The sequence below is a fragment of the Cardinium endosymbiont of Culicoides punctatus genome, assembly GCF_004354815.1.
In the GTDB taxonomy this organism is placed as follows: Bacteria; Bacteroidota; Bacteroidia; order Cytophagales; family Amoebophilaceae; genus Cardinium.
Genome location: NZ_QWJI01000008.1, coordinates 1 through 17,454, shown reverse-complemented (window position 1 = coordinate 17,454; position 17,454 = coordinate 1). Strand labels below are relative to the sequence as shown.

Annotated in this window: 13 protein-coding genes and 1 tRNA gene; 10 read left to right on the top strand and 4 right to left on the bottom strand. The window is 34.1% G+C overall.

Annotated elements, in window-relative coordinates:
- Nucleotides 1-226 precede the first annotated feature (226 nt).
- The gene (locus tag CCPUN_RS02065; RefSeq protein WP_133281926.1) at nt 227-1,189 is read left to right on the top strand and encodes an ankyrin repeat domain-containing protein; all 963 of its coding nucleotides are present in this window, start codon (nt 227-229) and stop codon (nt 1,187-1,189) included.
- Between the two features lie 331 nt (nt 1,190-1,520).
- On the opposite strand, the gene CCPUN_RS02060 is transcribed toward CCPUN_RS02065, so the two are convergent.
- Nucleotides 1,521-3,080, bottom strand: a complete 1,560-nt coding sequence (locus CCPUN_RS02060) for an LptF/LptG family permease (RefSeq protein WP_133281925.1) — start codon at nt 3,078-3,080, stop codon at nt 1,521-1,523.
- A 107-nt stretch (nt 3,081-3,187) separates the two neighbouring features.
- Between CCPUN_RS02060 and CCPUN_RS02055 the strand changes: the two genes are divergently transcribed.
- Nucleotides 3,188-3,261: transfer RNA gene (locus CCPUN_RS02055), tRNA-Met, on the top strand.
- A gap of 60 nt (nt 3,262-3,321) precedes the next feature.
- A complete protein-coding gene (gene trmD / locus CCPUN_RS02050; RefSeq protein ID WP_133281924.1) occupies nt 3,322-4,014 on the top strand; it encodes a tRNA (guanosine(37)-N1)-methyltransferase TrmD in 693 nt (230 codons plus the stop codon).
- Nucleotides 4,015-4,438: 424 nt separating this feature from the next.
- Here the strand turns inward: trmD and rho are convergent, their stop codons facing one another.
- Nucleotides 4,439-6,007, bottom strand: coding sequence for a transcription termination factor Rho (rho, locus tag CCPUN_RS02045; protein ID WP_133281923.1), 1,569 nt, complete (start codon nt 6,005-6,007; stop codon nt 4,439-4,441).
- A gap of 419 nt (nt 6,008-6,426) precedes the next feature.
- Here rho and serS point away from each other — a divergent pair, with 419 nt between their 5' ends.
- From serS to CCPUN_RS02010, 7 genes are all read left to right on the top strand, one after another.
- Nucleotides 6,427-7,704 carry a serine--tRNA ligase gene (gene serS, locus CCPUN_RS02040; protein WP_133281922.1) on the top strand — a complete coding sequence of 426 codons (1,278 nt, stop codon included), beginning with the start codon at nt 6,427-6,429 and terminating at the stop codon, nt 7,702-7,704.
- A gap of 239 nt (nt 7,705-7,943) precedes the next feature.
- Nucleotides 7,944-9,551: an ABC-F family ATP-binding cassette domain-containing protein gene (locus CCPUN_RS02035; RefSeq protein ID WP_133281921.1), complete on the top strand. Its 1,608-nt coding sequence runs from the start codon at nt 7,944-7,946 to the stop codon at nt 9,549-9,551.
- A gap of 78 nt (nt 9,552-9,629) precedes the next feature.
- Nucleotides 9,630-11,171, top strand: a complete 1,542-nt coding sequence (locus tag CCPUN_RS02030; protein WP_133281920.1) for an ABC transporter ATP-binding protein/permease — start codon at nt 9,630-9,632, stop codon at nt 11,169-11,171.
- A 156-nt stretch (nt 11,172-11,327) separates the two neighbouring features.
- The gene (locus CCPUN_RS02025; RefSeq protein WP_133281919.1) at nt 11,328-12,194 is read left to right on the top strand and encodes a metal ABC transporter permease; all 867 of its coding nucleotides are present in this window, start codon (nt 11,328-11,330) and stop codon (nt 12,192-12,194) included.
- A gap of 16 nt (nt 12,195-12,210) precedes the next feature.
- Nucleotides 12,211-12,666: a type I restriction enzyme HsdR N-terminal domain-containing protein gene (locus CCPUN_RS02020; RefSeq protein WP_133281918.1), complete on the top strand. Its 456-nt coding sequence runs from the start codon at nt 12,211-12,213 to the stop codon at nt 12,664-12,666.
- 365 nt (nt 12,667-13,031) lie between these two features.
- Entirely contained in the window at nt 13,032-14,852 is a 1,821-nt protein-coding gene (locus tag CCPUN_RS02015; protein WP_133281917.1) for an AAA family ATPase, read from the top strand.
- A 25-nt stretch (nt 14,853-14,877) separates the two neighbouring features.
- Entirely contained in the window at nt 14,878-15,849 is a 972-nt protein-coding gene (locus CCPUN_RS02010; RefSeq protein WP_133281916.1) for a zinc dependent phospholipase C family protein, read from the top strand.
- Between the two features lie 95 nt (nt 15,850-15,944).
- Here CCPUN_RS02010 and rsmA read toward each other — a convergent pair whose 3' ends face one another.
- Together rsmA and CCPUN_RS02000 are read right to left on the bottom strand one after the other, a co-directional pair.
- On the bottom strand, nt 15,945-16,751 hold the full coding sequence (gene rsmA, locus CCPUN_RS02005) for a 16S rRNA (adenine(1518)-N(6)/adenine(1519)-N(6))-dimethyltransferase RsmA (RefSeq protein ID WP_133281915.1): 807 nt from the start codon (nt 16,749-16,751) through the stop codon (nt 15,945-15,947).
- Nucleotides 16,752-16,763: 12 nt separating this feature from the next.
- On the bottom strand, nt 16,764-17,141 hold the full coding sequence (locus CCPUN_RS02000; protein WP_133281914.1) for a hypothetical protein: 378 nt from the start codon (nt 17,139-17,141) through the stop codon (nt 16,764-16,766).
- Between the last annotated feature and the right edge of the window lie 313 nt (nt 17,142-17,454).

The following is a 17,454-nucleotide window of genomic DNA, read 5'->3' as shown; positions in this document are numbered from 1 at the left end:
TCTAAAGTAAGTATAGAATCTAAAATTAACAGTTTTACTAAAAATAAATAACATTATACAATAATAAATTGCTTTTATATAAGCTCCAAGCAATATGGCTTCCTGTTTGTACGAATGTATCAAATAATAGGTAGGATTTAATTGCTAAATTGGTTATTTTCGTACTTATTTTTACTTGTTTGTTTATAATTACGTTTACATTTTAATCCTGGGAAATTTATATTTTATGCTTAATAATAGTGCTTTATTGAAATTAAAAAAGAAAAAAATCAACATGGTAGCAATGACTACTATGAACACATTATCTTATGTATTGAACAGTGGTTGTTGCATGAAAGCACAACATATGAATGGGGGAGAGGTGAACACATCTACAGTCTCTACAAATACAGTAGGTACGCAAACTGATTATACAGTCACAAACAATACAGTCGGTACACAAACCAGTGATCCAAATAAAGAAAAACCATTTGTGCATGTTACAGTTGATTCAAAAGACATAACACTGCTTCAAGACACATTGAAAGATCCCAACATTACTCCTGAAATAATAAATGCAGTTAATCCAGAAAACGGTCAAACTGCTCTACATTCAGCAATTTTTAGTGATTGGATTGAAGGGGCAAAATCGCTGTTGCAGCATAAAGATATTGATACAAGGATAGGAGACTCCGATGGTAACACTGTACTGCATTTAGTAATATTAAAAATACAACAAATGCTACAAGAACAAAAACCAGAGGATTTTCCACAGCTTGTACAGTTAAGGGAGTTAATACATAAGAAACTAACATCTCTTGACAATACACATGAAAAAAATAAGGAAGGTAATACTCCGCTGCATTTGCTAGCAGCCATGATGCCATCAAACAAGGTGTCTGTAGAAGTGGTTGCAGAAATAACTACGGGATTTTTGTCTACTGCACTTCCACCAAATCTCGAATATGGCTTGATTGCTCATGACTTTAATTCACAAAATAAAGATGGTGATACTCCGCTACATGTAGCACTAAAAAATAACAATCTATCACTAGCTAAAAAACTCATAGAGTTCTTAAAGCCCCGTTCCATTGCTTTGGATCTACAAAATAAAAATGGTGATACTCCGCTAGGTATAGCATTGAAAAAAAACGAACAAGAACAAAATAAACAAGATATACAAAGTATAATTGAACAATTATGTTCCTAAGCATGTCAAGCACAAAGGGGTAATTGGGCGCAGATAGTTGATAAATCTGCTCTTCTTTCTAACAATAGACCTGTTGCGTAAGTAAGCGGATCTAAAACTTTTGTTTTTGCATATAGCAATTTACTCATAAACGCTTAAAATAAGCACAAAAACGGAATATGTTTGTCATTTTATCATGAAGAAAAAATGGTTTTTGAATAGATTTTTATCTACTTCAAGTCGCCTGGGACTTACGCAACAGGTCTAGCTCTTTTTTATTAAAATAAAAAAGGGTGGTGCCCTTAAGTTGAGAACGTTATAACTTCCGTTAAATAATATATGTTTGGGATAGTTAATGACCTATATGTGAAGTTGTATTGCGTCTGATACCTATCATTTTTTTTATTCTTGCTGTACAAGTATGCCAACCACTTAGTAAAGACAATCCTCGACCTTGTTGTGCTTTTGCTAGAAAGAAGCAACAAAAGGGGAATAATATAAGGTTGGCCAACCAAGCCCCTAAAAGGGGTGAAATGGTTCCTTCGTAAGCCCAATCTCTTCCAACTAGAGAGAGGATGTATTCTAATAATCCAAAAAAGGAACTTATAGCTACAGATACACCAAAACCACCTCGTCTAATAACACACCCTAGAGGTGCTGCTAGGAGAAACATTATGAGACACTGTATGGCTATAGCCAGGCGATGTTCTTTCTCAAATAGAGCATAATGAAAATATTCTACAATTTTTGTTTCATAATGTTTTTGTTCTAGTAAAGATTTTTTTATTTTGTCTATAGCATACAAACTATGATTAACAACTTGTTCCGTAAAGTATGGATTGTCTTTTTGATCGGTATTTGAAACCATTTCTTTCTTCACAAGCCGTTTTCTAAATGACATAAAATCAGTTTCATCAATTAATGGAACGTCCTGCGTAACCTCTTCTTGCTTTTTAAGATCAGAAAGGTTAGCGTTATGCGTAACGGGTGGTGGCATGTAATGCAGCGCTTGTTGTGCAAGGAGGTCTTGAACATAGTTCGCTTGATCCATAACTCTTTGTTGATTTTTTTCAATCATTGCTCTAAGTTGTGGATGGGTTCTTGTGCGAGGCTCATATACATATTGCTCTTTCGTGTTACCTAGTTTTAATGTGTCTAAACTAATTTTTATTGTCTGGCTTGTAAAATTATTTCTATAAAAAGTTTTTTTATCATCGCTAAAACTATTTTTGTTATTGGGCAATGCTTCTACATAGTTATGTCCATTAGAAAGTTCCATAACTAGATAATTTTCATCCAACGTAGTATGTAGTCGTCCTTTTTCTGCAATAGTTATTGCAACGTTACCATAACTTTTCGTATGGTCATAAACCACAATACCTTGCATTTCTCCATTATCATTCAGTTTTTTATCTACATGAATACCATATTCAGGTATATTGTTACAGAAAACACCTTCTTGAATAAACAAGGCAGATCGTTTTTTTATTATATCGTCACCCAAGGCAAAGATCTTATGTTTGGTAGTTGGATGGACATAATCTTTAAAGTAGAATAGTGCTATACTCAATAGTAGAATAAACATAAATGGGAAACGTAGCATACGTTGGAGGGACATTCCTACTGAACGCATAGCTGTTAATTCAAAACTTTCAGAAAAATTACCAAAAACAATAAGAGAAGACACCAAAACGGCAATCGGGAAAGCTTGTGGAAATAAACTTATTCCTATGTAGTATAAAAGTTTTGCATAAACAAAAAATCCTAGCCCCTTACCTACAAAGCTATTAAGCATTAAAAAAAAACTATGTGTAACTAGTACGAATAATACCAGTATCAATAGCGATATAAACGTCACTATAAAGCTCTTTAATAGCAGTTTGTCTACTTTTTTTATACCAAAATCGAACATTTCTAGAAATTTATGACTAACTTTACCTTAAATATAGAAACAATTTAGGTACTTTCCTTATTATATAGTGTAGTGCTATAGCTATAGTGGTTGGGAAAATGGTGCTTGGCGAGGTAGCTCAGGCGGTTAGAGCGTCGGATTCATAACCCGAAGGTCGGGGGTTCGATTCCCCCTCTCGCTACATATTTCATGTTATTTCCAGATTATCTTTTTGTTTAATATACTTTCCCCACTTGGTTGAATGAGAATTGACATTATAACCTGTTTACCAGATCTCCTTGAAAGTCCTCTCAACCACTTCATCTTTAAGAGGGCAATCACGCAAAATTTACTCTCCATATGTGTACATAATTTACGCGATTATACACTGTATAAACATGGCAAAATAGATGATTATCCTTATGGAGGAGATTCTGGTATGTTATTGATGATAGAACCAATTGTTAATTGCATACGTACACTTCAAAAAGCACGCAATTATGATGAAATCATTTACATGGCTCCAGATGGGAAACAGCTTACACAATCGCTTATAAATGCATGCTCCCTGAAACAAAATATTATATTGCTATGTGGTCACTATAAAGGTGTTGATGAGCGTGTGCGTGAGCATTTTATTACAATGGAAATTAGCCTGGGAGATTATGTTCTTTCTGGTGGTGAGTTACCAGCTATAATATTGGCAGATGCAATAGTTCGAGTTATACCGGGTGTTATATCAGATGCTTGTTCTGCGCTTACAGACTCTTTCCAAGACAATTTGATAGCACCTCCTGCTTATACTCGACCCTATGCTTATGAAGGGATAACCGTTCCAGATGTATTAGTTTCTGGAGATCACAGAGCTATTCAAGAGTGGAAACAACAACAAATGATAAAAAGGACAGAGGAGCGAAGACCTCATCTCCTTGAAAAGGATATACCAATAGAATAAATAAGGGCCCTTACCCATAAATATCAGGACTTTCGCACTTTTAGTTGAAAACATTGTATATAGACCAGGCTACAAAATAGCAAAATTTTATTTTATATTGATTATCAGTATTGCAAAACATGCCCATGTCTAAAAATATAAGCAAAATTATCTATTGTGCGAAAGTCCTGAATATATTTCTTTAAGAAAAATTATCTAATTTTTCTTAAAGAAATATAAATCCATTCAATTTCAACGTTTTATGGCGTATGGTATTTAAACTACCACCGATTATTCATGCCATACTGCTATGTTCTACTATAATTGGAAAGAGATGGCACGATACCACTTACATAGCATCATGCTTTCAGTTATTCATTAAGAATCTGATTGATTTTAAAGCAATATGAATCGCATTATGTAGGTACAAACCATGGATATTGGTTTAATTACTCATGGAAACTAAAAACTCTTCGTTGTTACGAGTACCACGCATTTTTTTTAGCAAAAAATCCATAGCTTCTACAGAACTCATATCTGACATAATATTACGTAATATCCAAATACGTGCAAGTTCTTCTTTTCCAATCAACAACTCTTCACGTCGTGTTCCAGAAGCTGGCACATCAATAGCTGGATAAATGCGTTTATTAGCTAATTTTCTATCCAATTGCAACTCCATATTGCCAGTACCTTTAAATTCCTCAAAGATAACTTCATCCATTTTAGATCCTGTATCAATAAGCGCTGTTGCTAAAATTGTGAGTGATCCACCATTTTCTACATTACGTGCTGCACCAAAAAATCGCTGTGGCTTATGGAGCGCATTTGCATCAATACCACCAGAAAGTATTTTACCAGAAGAAGGACTAACGGTATTATGTGCACGGGCCAAGCGGGTAATAGAGTCTAATAAAATAACTACATCACGACCACATTCGACCATTCTTTTTGCCTTTTCTAGAACAATATTAGAAACCTTGACGTGTCGTTCAGCCTGTTCATCAAAAGTAGATGCAATTACCTCTGCTTTTACATTTCTAGCCATATCTGTAACTTCTTCAGGGCGTTCTCCAATCAAAAGTACTATTAAATAGGCCTCGGGATGATTGGCCGCAATTGCATTGGCAATCTCTTTTAAGAGTACCGTTTTGCCTGTTTTAGGCTGTGCAACAATCATTCCTCGTTGCCCTTTCCCAATAGGGGAAAATAAATCCATAATACGCGTAGAATACTGATTAGCACCATTGGATATATTCAGCTTTTCATGTGGGAAAAGGGGCGTAAGATGTTCAAAAGGAATGCGATTTCGCCCTTCTTCTGTAGTTACACCATTCATATAAACTACTTTGAGCAGCGCAAAATATTTTTCTCCTTCTTTAGGTGGGCGTATTTTTCCTCTAATGGTATCCCCTGTTTTTAAGTTAAACAGCTTAATCTGGGAAGGAGAAACATATACATCATCTGGGCTTGCAAGATAATGATAATCAGATGAACGTAAAAACCCATAACCATCTTGCATAATCTCTAGCACACCCTCCCCCTCAATAGTTGTATCCAAAGTAAATGCTGGAGACTCTTTTCTGTTATTGTAGTTCTTTTCGGATACAGCTATGGGTTCTTTTGCTTCTTTCCCAATAGGAATACCTGATACAGAATAATCTTCTGAATTAGAATTTCCCGCTCCTTCTGTAGATTCTATAGTATATCCATCGCCATTCTTTCCTTCTGCAACAGGTTTTTGTTCAGTCTGTGTATCTGCCATATTGGACTTTAAATGGGTTCTCCTAGAAGGAGTAGTAGATGTTACTTCTCGTGATCTTGATCTTGTTATTGTAGATACATTATTTTTCGTTGGGGCAACCTCATCTGTTGGAAGTATAGCCTGCTGATCTAATATTTTATAAATAAGTTCCTCCTTTGTAAGTGTTTTGTAATTTTTAACCTTAAAGTTTTCCGCTATTTCACGTAATTCAGAAATAAGTTTTTGATTTAAGTCTCCGATATTGTACATGAGTTTGAGTATATGTGTAATTAAATAAAGCTATTAAAAAAATAAGATCCTATAAGGCCATCACTTTAATGAGCAAATACCAGTTTATTGATGTAAACGTGTATAAAATAATGTAAATTTAAACGCATTAATTAAATTACACTTCGCTTTTTATCAAACTAAAATCTGGTAAAAATGATCAAAGAAACCCCTTTTATGCTATTACTTTTAGTATTAAGTTAATAGACGGTGAAAAGGAATGAATATTTCATACAAAATTGCTGAACGCAACCTTTCGAAAAACCCGACTAAACAATTATACAACCATAATTTTTAAAAATCAAATTTTTTGTCAAGTTTACAAAATAAAAACACTGAATCACTAAAAGTATTTATATTTATATTTTTGATGGCAAAACATAGTAGGGGGTATTAGAAATATGATTGAATTACATCACATCAGAAATGACAAAGAAAGGGTTATAGCTAGTTTACAGAAAAGAGGCTTAGCCAGTGTGAAAGACCAAATTGAAGCGATATCTACGCTAGACATAAAGAAACGCGCAACGCAATCTCGTCTAGATGAATTATCTGCTATGTTAAACCAGTTTAGTAAGGAAGTAGGAGAACAGATACATAAACAGGTGGATCCAGGGATATTGCACGAAAAAAAGCAAGAAATCAATTCGTTAAAAGAAACCTCTAAACGATTATCAAAAGAGCTTAAGGAATATGCATCTGCTTTGTTAGAGAAACTGTATCAGCTGCCCAATCCCCCTCATGCAACTGTACCAATAGGGACAAATGCTTCTGACAATAAGGTTATGTATCAAACACCTGTCTTGCCTAGTACACATGCAGATGGCTTAGCGCATTGGGACTTAATTAAAAAATACGATCTTGTTGACTTTGAAGTTGGCAATAAAATTACCGGTGCTGGCTTCCCAGTATATAAAGGGCAAGGAGCTCAACTGCAACGTGCACTTATTAATTTTTTCTTAGATCATGCATATAAGGCAGGCTATTTAGAAGTTCAGCCACCGGTTGTGGTAAATGAAGCATCTGCTTACGCAACAGGTCAGTTGCCTGACAAAGAAGGACAGATGTATCATATATCAGAGAGTAATTTATACCTAATTCCTACTGCAGAAGTCCCTATAACAAACATGTATCGCGATTGTATTCTCTCAGAAAGTGTACTTCCCATTAAACATGTTGGTTATACGCCTTGTTTTAGACGAGAAGCAGGCTCTTGGGGAGCTCATGTTCGTGGCCTTAACCGGTTACACCAGTTTGATAAAGTTGAGTTGGTCCAAATTTGCCATCCAGATCATTCTTATACTAGTTTAGAGGAAATGCTAACCTATGTGCAAGGACTAGTAGAACAATTAGAATTACCTTATCGCGTATTAAAGCTTTGTACAGGAGATCTAGGTTTTTGTGCCGCTATGACCTATGATATTGAAGTATATTCTGTCGCACAAGACAAGTGGTTAGAAGTAAGTTCTATTAGCAATTTTGAAACCTTTCAATCTAATCGATTATCACTAAGGTATAAAGATAAAAATAAGAAAAGCCTGCTCTTGCATACGTTAAATGGAAGTGCCTTAGCTTTGCCACGTATCTTAGCAGCATTATTAGAACTAAATCAAACCCCAGAAGGTATTCGTATCCCTAAAGCATTACAGGATTATACAAGATTTAAACAAATAGGGTAAAATGGTCGATACACAATTTTCAACTAAAAATGAGAAAGGCCTGTATTCGATATTATAGCATATGAGTGTAAGACAATTTTTATCAAAAAAATAGATTTTTACTAAAAAATGTCTTATATTTAACCTTCATGCACGAGATATTTCGATATTCTGTGTACGATGATTTATCGTAGATGGAGACTTGACCAATATCTCTAACAATGTATAATATTTATTCCTGAAAAGGCTATCCAAATTTCATGATTGTAATAAACGACCTCACTTATCATTTGGGCAAGAGAACTTTGTATGATTCGGCTTCATTGCATATTAAGCCCAAGGATAAAATAGGTTTGGTAGGACCTAATGGAGCTGGCAAATCAACATTGCTACATATTATTACAGGTAGCCTGTCTCCAGACAGTGGTAAAATTACTAAGCGAAAAGAATGTTCTATTGGTTTTTTAAATCAAGATCTGCTTTCCTATCAGTCTGAAGATAGCATCCGAAATGTAGCCATGCAGGCATTTAGTGAAGCATTGGTTGCCCAAAAAAAGATTGAAGCCATATGCCAACAAATGGCAGTGGACTATTCTGATGAATTGCTACATCAGCTGTCTGATTTACAGGAAAACTTTGAAAGAATGGGGGGATATGATATCCAATCACGCACAGAGGCAATGTTAGAAGGTATGGGATTCACTACACAAGACCTAGACCGGCCCCTCTCTCAATTTTCTGGGGGATGGCGTATGCGTGTTATGTTTGCAAAGCTTCTCTTACAGCAGCCTTCTTTATTAATTCTAGATGAGCCTACCAACCACTTAGATTTGGTTTCCATCAAATGGGTAGAAGAATATTTAAGGGGATATGACAGCGCTTTTCTTGTAGTTTCTCATGATAGAAGCTTTCTGGATGGCATTACTACCAAAATTGTAGAGATTACTGACAAAAAATTTATAGTCTACACAGGAAACTATACGGAATACGAAATTCAGAAATCAGACAGAAAAGAGCTATTAGAAAATGCTTATGCCAATCAACAAAAACAACTAAAACATGCCCAGGAATTTATAGACCGCTTTAGAGCAAAAGCTAGTAAGGCTAAACTGGTGCAATCTAGAATAAAGACATTGGACAAAGTGGATAAAATAGAAGCTCCATCTACGCGTCGTAAAACAATAAAATTCAACTTTGCTATAAAGCAAAATCCTAGTAAAATTATTGCAGTTATAGAAAATATACATAAGTCTTACGGTCAGATTGAAATCCTCAAAGATGCCACCATACATATTGATAGGGGTGATAAAATCGCTCTAATTGGCGCAAATGGTCGTGGAAAAACAACACTTTTACGCATTATAGCTGACCAGGAACTTGTAGATAAACAGAAAAGAACCATAGGCAATAATGTTGAAATGGCTTTCTATGCCCAACATCAACTAGATGCACTAAATATGGAGCACAACATTTTAGAAGAGTTGCGTCAACAAAACGCTGATGGAGAGGAGCATACAGAGCAAGAACTTCGTACCATAGCAGGCATGTTTCTTTTTACCAAAGATGACGTTTTTAAAAAAATAGAAATTCTTTCTGGTGGAGAAAAAGCCAGAGTTGCCTTGGCAAAGGTGCTATTGTCTCAAGCAAATTGTTTGTTATTAGATGAGCCAACCAACCACTTAGATATTCAATCTATTGATACATTAGGACAAGCATTGCAACAATATGAGGGAACCTGTTTATTTGTGTCGCACGATCGAAACTTTATCCAAGAAGTTGCTACTAAGATATGGTATATCGAAAATAAAAAAGTAAAAGTATTTCCTGGAAACTATGCTGAATTTAAAGAAACAGTAAAGCTAATATAGATCCTGATTAAGCGTTAAATATAGCATTTATCTGATTTTATATTTTTAGTTTTTTGTCTTTTTATAAATTTACATATTATGGTAGCTTCTAGAATTATAAAAGTTTATAAATTGTTGCTTCCATATCTATGGTGCTCTAAATCTATACGTATAGCCACCTTAACAACGGCACTGCTTATGGGCATTGAGGTAGCCTGCACTACCTTATTTCCTTTTATATGGGAAAAGATCGTTGCATCTAAGCCGGATACATTTACTACATCAATACTTTTGTTTATTGGGCTGGGGCTATTTGGAGTTTCTTTTATAAAAAAGACACTACCTCCACTTTCCGAAGTTATTTTCTTAAAAGTCATTAACCACACTATTAAAGATTTACGTTTTAGAACGGTAAAACAAGCACACTCTATACCTTTAAAACAATTCGAAGAATACAATATTGCTGGCATTTTGAGTGGGTTCAATAGATTTGCACAAACATGTAGAATTTTTATGCATGCAGCACTACTCCATGTTTTACCTGCTTTTGCAAAAGTTATTACCTTGTCTATTGCACTTATTCGAGCACATCATTACTGCTATGTTATTGTAGTTATGCTTGCTGTTACCTTTTTTGTCCTTTTTAAGAAGTTATTTCCCAATTATCTTCGCGCCAAAGAAGATGGATGGCATTGTACAGATTGTGCCGTTATTTCTGCAGATGAAAGTCTACGTAGCTCCGCCTTTATACGCTTTAAATGTAAAGAACATCTAAAATTCTTAGAAAGCATATTTCATCAAGAAGCCGATGCATGGGGTAGATTCAATTGGGCCTATTATTTATTACGCATAAGCAAAGATGGAATATTCTATGTATTTGCTACCAGTATCTTTTTATCCTTATTATGCGAGTATAGCCATTATCGATTGCCATTGAGCAAGGTAGTATTGATATACACTTTGTTATTTTCTCTTTACAATCAGATTGGTACTTTCCTAGCAGATATTCGGAAACTACAAGGGGGTATAGTAGATGTTGTAGATACCATTGATTTTCTTTGCCTTCCAATTCAAAAAAAAGAGGGCGTGTTACCAGAGACTACACAACCTTCTATTCAATTATCAAATGTTGGTTTTAACTATAATCCTAATCAAAAACTTTTAGAAAACATAAACTTAACTATAAAACATGGTGACAAAATAGGGATTTCAGGTCAGTCCGGTAGCGGGAAATCTACCTTATGTCAAATGCTTATTGGCCTACTTACACCACATGATGGAACAGTTCTCTTAGGGGATCAACCTATAAACAATATTGACTCTGACATCATAGGTAAGCTATTATGTTATCTGCCTCAACATTTTTTAGGTACTCAAGTTAAAGTAGTGGGGAACACGTGTATCAAACATTTTTATAGCGGTGGGGAGTCCCAGCTCAAACTGTTGGAAGAAGTGTTGAAGGACCAACCTAAAATTATCGTATTAGATGAAACCTTTAACCAAATGGATGATGCAAATGCGTTAGTTATGCTAGACCGTATTGTAATCGATGTGCCAACGGTTGTTTTGGTGACGCATAACCGTAAGCTGCTGGATAAAATGCATGTAGTAGTAACACTAAAAAATGGAAAGGTGGAATAACAACACTAAATTATATCCAGAAAGAGCTATTGAAATAAATCTTAAGCATAAGCATGCCTGATACAGGAAAAGGTTCCAGTGATTTTAATTATATTTGCAACTGAACAAATCTATCTATATGAAAGGGTAATAGGCACAAATAATTTTTAATAAATCATGGATACAATCAAAGATTTTCTTTCCCTATCAGATCCTAATGTGAGAAACGTAGTGTTAGGAACTATTTTATTGAGTACCAGCAGTTCTATGATTGGAACCTTTGCTCTTTTAAAGAGGAAAACATTAATTAGTGATGCTATTTCACATGCCGTATTACCAGGAACATGTTTAGCTTTCTTCTTGACAGGAGATAAGCATTCAACTTGGTTAATTTTAGGTGCTTTTATTACAGGTTGGCTTGCATCTATAGCTATCGGGAAAATAACTACCCATTCTAAGATAAAACAAGATACGGCTATTGCTATTATTGCTTCTGTATCTTTTGGTATTGGAAGTTTTTTGCTTTCCATACTTCAACACAGTGGTCAGGCCAATCAAGGGGGGCTAAAGTCATTTTTATTGGGTAGTGCAGCAACTTTATTACGAGCAGATATTTTTCTGCTGTTGCTATTAAGTTTATCTATTATTATAATAACACTGTTATTTTTTAAAGAATTTACGATTATTGCATTTGATTCACTTTTTGCTAAATCCATAGGTATCCCTGTAAAAAAAATGGATTTTCTATTCACAAGTCTAATGGTACTAGCAATTATAATTGGCATAAGGGCAGTAGGTGTTGTTTTGATGAGTGCCATGCTTATTACACCAGCTACTACAGCAAGATTTTGGACTAAACGTATTACACATATCATGCTGTCTGCTATGTTTATTTCTCTGTTTTCTTCCCTTTTAGGAACATTTATTTCTTACACGGTTCCTTATATGCCCACTGGTCCATGGATTGTATTAATTATGTCATTTATAGCTTATCTTTCATTTGCCATTTCTTGGTGCTATGGTTTTTACAAAAAAAGGAAATAGCAGTGTATAGTTGTGTATGATACCACTTACTTTACCCACTTTTAGCTATAAGACAAAATATTCATTGGGGCAAACTTATATTTTAGATTTGTTGCGCAAAAAATACTTATTGCTAACACAGGAGGAATGGGTACGTCAACATATGCTGAATTATCTTATTCATCACCTTCATTATCCCAAAGGTCTATGCTGTTCAGAAAAAAAAATCAATAATACACTAGTGGCTTATAGGCCGGATATTGTAGTGTTTGATAAATTTGGAATGGCTAAAATGATTGTAGAATGCAAAGCTCCTCATATTACACTTACATATAGAACGTTAAGTCAAATTATGCATTATAATAGGAGTATTTCCGCCAATGTATTGGTGGTAACAAATGGTCTAATCCATTTTTGCTGGGAATTGGAGCAACATACACAACAATTTAAACCTATCAATTATATACCTGGTTATAACGACTTTTTGTGTTAGGTGCTTGATATCATACTAAGACAGGACAGATATGGTTACTGGATGATCCATCTCCCTCTGCTTCATCACCAGATGATTCCTCTATCTGATACATACTCTGCTTAGTTAACCAATAACACCCTTGACCTAAGTGGAAATTTTTGGTGGCACATTTGCTTATGTATTATAAAATATAATTATTTAATAATCAATTCTTTTTATAAAAACTAAAAAAAGAACTTGAGGAGGTATAGCTTATCAAGACATATCGAGCTATAAAAAACGAATGTTTTAAAAAAAATAGTTTTTCAAAAAATAAAAGGATTGATGCGGTATTACTGTGTCTTATACTATCTTTACTTTCATGTAAAGCACATAAGTATGGTATGTATCAAATATATTCAGGCTATCAAAAATTAGATAAAGATATGCAAACAGATCATGATCGTAAAAGGTACCAATATGGATATGATAATATCCCTATTGGTGTTGTTTCTATAGAAGAAATGTTATCTACACAGTATTATGTAGATAAGACGGATCATGCTTATAAATTAATGTCTGGTGTTAATAAATACATCTTTCTCTCCCGCCCCCGTAGATTTGGTAAGTCTCTGTTTGTTAGCACATTAGAAGAAATAGCTAAAGGGAATAAAGAGCTTTTTCAAGGTTGCTATATCTATAATTCTGATTATGATTGGAAGAAATATCCGGTCATTAGAGTGGATTTTTCAAAAATAGATAATAATGACTCAGAATCTGCCAAATATACTCTTATAAATAGGTTGTATGATATTGCTTGTGCATACAATATAAAAATTGATAGTCCTACAGAAAAAACGCTTATTAAAAATTATACAATAAACTTAATCAACAAACTAATTTCAAAATTCACAGAACTTAAAAAGACTGATTCAAGTTACGAACTTAAAGTAGTCGTCCTGGTAGATGAATATGATGCCCCTTTTATCAATCAATCAGATCCAGTTATAAAAGAAAATAACCGTTTGATTGTACGGGAATTTTTAACCGTTATTAAAAGCCTTACTGCTAATAACTTTATTAAGTTAGAATTTGTCACCGGTGTTAGTTCTTACTGTTTTAGAGATACCTATTCCGGTCCTAATAACTTAAATGATATTACACTTAGTCCAGATTATACAACTGTAGCTGGCTATAAAGAAGAAGATCTTTTAAATAAAAATTCTATTTATTATAAACGAATAAGTCAGTTAGCAGAAAAAAGAAATATAAGTAGCGATGTACTAGTTGGAGAAATGCGTTCTATGTATAATGGTTATAAGTTTCATCCTGAAGATGATACGATATCTGTATATAATCCACTATCCACCCTAATGTTTTTGCAACGCGGTGAACTAAATAACTATTGGATTAATACAGGAACACCTACTTTCTTAGTTAGAAAAGTTAATAAATCAAAAGTTCAAGACTTTAGTAAGCCTATTTCGGCTGTTAGGTATGAATTAACAGAACCCGATGAAGATGATTTAACGGTGAATGGTGCCATGTTTCAAGGGGGATACTTAACTATTGATAAGTATGAAAACGCATTGGATAAAGGGAAACTTAGACAAATGGATGATCCAATATTATTAAAATTTCCTAATGGAGAAGTAGAAAAATCTTTTTATAATCTATTAAATAAAAAATTTGAGAAGGATTTAGAGTCAGAAGGAAAAACGCGTAAGCGTGCCATAGTTCAAAAATTGAATGATATAGATCTAGAAGGTCTTGTTAAAGTTATTAGGTCATGCATGTCAAGTATACCATTTAATTTATCTAATCCAAAGCATAATAGAAATGAAGCCTACTACCATACAGCTTTACATTGTTTATTAGAAGGAGCAGAACTCAATCCTCTTAGTGAACATGCTACTCGTGGAGGTAGAATAGATATTGTTATTGACTCACTAAGTGATGTCACCTATATATTTGAATTAAAACATGATCAAAATGCTCATACTGCTTTGTGTCAGATAGAAGGCAATGAGTATATAGAAAAGTTTCTTTATAAGGGAAAAAACATAGTCCTTATAGGACTTAATTTTTCTAGTGCAATGCGTAATGTTGAACAACAATTTGATTTTGCTATCTACGATAAAAAAGGAAATCAAACGACTAAGGATGCTATTATTAGTAACCGTAAACATGTACGCGGCAGAGAAGTCACCAGACAACGAGAATAAAAAACATTATGAAACCTTACCAATTATGCGCATAATACCTTTAAAAACTTTCTCTCTGTTTACTTTAGTTTTTTCTTATCTTCCCTTACAAGCTTGGTCCTGGGGATTTTTTGCGCATAAAAAGATTAATAGATATGCTATTACCACCCTACCGAAAGGTATGTTTTGCTTCTACAAGAAAAACTTAGTTTTTTTGACAGAAAAGTCTGTTGCTCCAGATAATCGAAGATATGTTCTAGAAGGTGAGGCAGAAAAACATTTTATAGACCTTGAATTATACGACCTCAATCTAATTAACGATCCAGTCATTTCTCTTGATCAAGCCATAGAACTGTATGGGGCTCAGCAGGTTATAGAGCATGGCCAACTGCCTTGGGCCATAATAAAAGTACATAAACAATTGACAAAAGCTTTTATGCATAAAAATATCGCTCAAATTTTAAAACTTTCGGCGGATCTAGGTCATTACATTGCTGATGCACATGTACCATTACATACCACTCAGAATTATAATGGACAAATGACAGAACAGGAAGGAATTCATGCCTTATGGGAAACAAGACTACCAACACTGTTTTTTGATAAGTATAATCTTTTTGTAGGGCAAGCCAGCTATATTAACGATCCATTAACCCATATTTGGAAGATCATAAGACAATCTCATACCTTGGTTAATAAAGTATTAGATCTAGAAAAACAGATTTCAGAACAATCTGCTGCCATAACAAAATATAGTTTTGAACAAGAGGGTAATCTTACAAAAAAACAATATTCTTTTGAATTTTCAACCGCTTATCATGAAGCACTGGAGGGGCAAGTAGAAGAACGCTTGAAGGAGTCTATTATACAAACGGGTAACTTTTGGTTAACAGCTTGGATAGACGCAGGTTGTCCGAACTTAGATGATTGTACGATAACTGTATCTATAGAAGATGAAGATGATAAACTAATGAAGCAAGCAGTAGCTTTGAAAGGAGTAAGAACTTGTAATGACTAACATGACCAGCCCTAACCTTTCTTGTTTTTTAAAAGAAAAGCTAAAACATCGCAAGCAGCAGTTATACATCTTACTTCGCTTACAAGCGAAACATTTCAACCATTCTGGGTAAGGACATTAGACATATTTATTTCCAATAAATTGGTTAATTCCACAAATTCCGGAACACTTAGTTCTTCTGCTCGCTTTTGCAATAGATGCGTACAGCATTTATTTGAAATATTAAGTGCATGTAATGCATTGCTCAATTTTTTCCGACGTTGTTGAAACCCTTTTTTTACTATTTGAAAAAAAAGAGATTCATTACATGGCAGTTTAGTTATGTTATTGCGTTGCATTATAATAACAGCAGAGTCAACTTTTGGAGGAGGGTAAAAGACACAAGGAGGAACTGTAAAACAATATTCTATGGTGTAAAATGCTTGTAAGAGCACACTTGGTATGCCGTAAATTTTACTACCTGGTTTGGCAGCAAGTCGTTCAGCAACCTCTTTTTGAACCATTCCTACCACTTCATCCACTATATGCCGATTATCCAGGATTTTAAAGAAAATTTGGGAGGATATATTGTAAGGAAAATTTCCAACAATCGTTAAAGGTGTTTTGGTAAATTGTTCCGATAACGGTAATGTTAAAAAGTCCGCTTCTATTATTTTGTCACCCAGTTGGGCGTATTTCTTTCTTAGATATGGTATAAGGTCTCGGTCTATCTCTACAAGATATAAGTTAGAGATAGGCCGTTGTAACAACATTTCTGTTAAACTCCCTGTTCCCGGACCTACTTCAATTATAGTATGTGAAAGACTTCTATTAGTCAGTAAGTTTGCAATTTGTAAAGATACAGTTGGATCTTTAAGAAAGTGCTGACCTAATGACTTTTTAGTCTTTACAGAGATGTTCATCTTTGACAAAACTTAAAATGCAGAAGAATTTATAAGTTCTTTAATCTTTTTGTTTACAGCATGCTGATCAACATCTTGCGATTTTTTTAGCAAAAATTTCAACAATTTATTATACTTTTCCAGTAAGTCTTTGTACTTCTTCTCAACCTTCCATAATTCAGCGCGTGGATCTTCGGTGAGTACCTCATCGATCTTCATTTCAGGAAATTCAACTGCAAAATTATAATGTATAATTGCCCCTAAGGTCAATATAAAATCATAACTAAGATTTCTTTCTCTAAATCTATTGTAAAGTGTATTTCTACTTAACCCCATCTTTGCAGCTAATACTGAAAGTGAGATCCCACTTTTTCTCACGACATTTTCTATAATTTCTCCTCTGTGTTGCATGTGGCCTAGCAAAATATAATTATTGTAGAAAAAATATCTCTATGGGTTATACCCCCCTTATTGCCTTTTTTTTCATTTTTCAAAATACTGAAAAAGAAGAAGGCCCCAGCAGTTTCGAAAGTATAGCTATAAGCAACAAATTCGAGAATGCATTATAAGGATTTTTTTTGTAAAAAACTAGATTTTGAATAAAAATTTTAAAAATATTGTTTATCACAACTCACATTTTCTATATACAGGACTTTCGCATTTTTAATTAAAAGCTGTATATGGATTACGCCATAACTTTTCCTGAAAAATTTTTAAGGGTTCA